The organism is Bacillus sp. P14.5 (genome assembly GCF_003316765.1).
Classification (GTDB): Bacteria; Bacillota; Bacilli; order Bacillales; family Bacillaceae_B; genus Rossellomorea.
Genome location: NZ_NIJF01000016.1, coordinates 1 through 1011 on the forward strand (window position 1 = coordinate 1; position 1011 = coordinate 1011).

General features: G+C 56.0%; 1 pseudogene. It reads right to left on the minus strand.

The annotated features are described in order from the left end of the window. Positions 1 to 110 precede the first annotated feature (110 nt). Positions 111 to 1011: pseudogene (locus tag B9Z54_RS02065) on the minus strand (DMT family transporter); the annotation flags it as partial.

Genomic DNA, 1011 nt, shown 5'->3' on the forward strand with positions numbered 1-1011 from the left:
AAAACTCGCGATTCAGCGACTCGAACTCGAGATGAAGCGCGATGAAGACAAACTGGATCATCACGGATTTTGAAAAGACGATCGGCCCTGAACGGGTCGATCGTCTTTCATTACAAAATATGACGTTCGGCAGCCTGACGTGTCTCGCGTTCTCGTTTTTGACGCCGTTCGGCGAGCGTCGACCACGTGACGGCCGTGACGATGCAGGCGGCACCGATTAAGAAGTTTCGGCGAGCCGTTCATCGAGGATGAGCCAGCCGAGGTAGCCGCCGACGAGCGGTTAGGAAAAAGAAGAACAGTGACCCGACGCTCGCATCCATGAGCTCGAGACCTTTGTTCCAAAAGAAGAACGCCCCGGCCGTCGAGATGATGCCGACGTACAGCACACTGAGCCAAAGCACCGGGTTCATATCGGGTAAGCCGGAGGCGATGACTTCCATGCCCATGAGCGGTGTCATCAGTACGAAAGCGATACCGATGGCGAACGTCGTGATTGTCAGCGACGACATCGTCGCAGAGGCAACTTTTACATAAACGGACATGAGTGCCCACGTGATGGCCGCGCCGACCAAGACGAGGCTACCGATGAAATACGTGCCTTCGACGTGCCAGCCGACGACGATGATGACCCCGAGCGTCGCCAATAGGAGTGACCCGATTTTGACAGGCGTGAGTCGCTCTTTCAAGATGAACCGGGCAAATAACACCATAAACGCCGGGGTCGCTGCCGTGACGAGCGACCCTGTATGAGCGTCTGACAGTTTCGTGCCGATGAATTGAAACGAGATCGAGGCGACATAACCGATGACTCCGACGAGCGCGATCCATTTCCAGTCGCGCCGATCAATCCGCTCGCGTCCAAATGCCCACCACATTACAAACAGGACAAAAAAGGCGACGGCGTAGCGCATCCAGACGAGCGTGAACGGCTCGATATAGCCGAGCGCATATTTACTGACGACGTACATCCCGCCCCAAATGCTGGCGGCGAGCGTTAAACTGATCGCACCG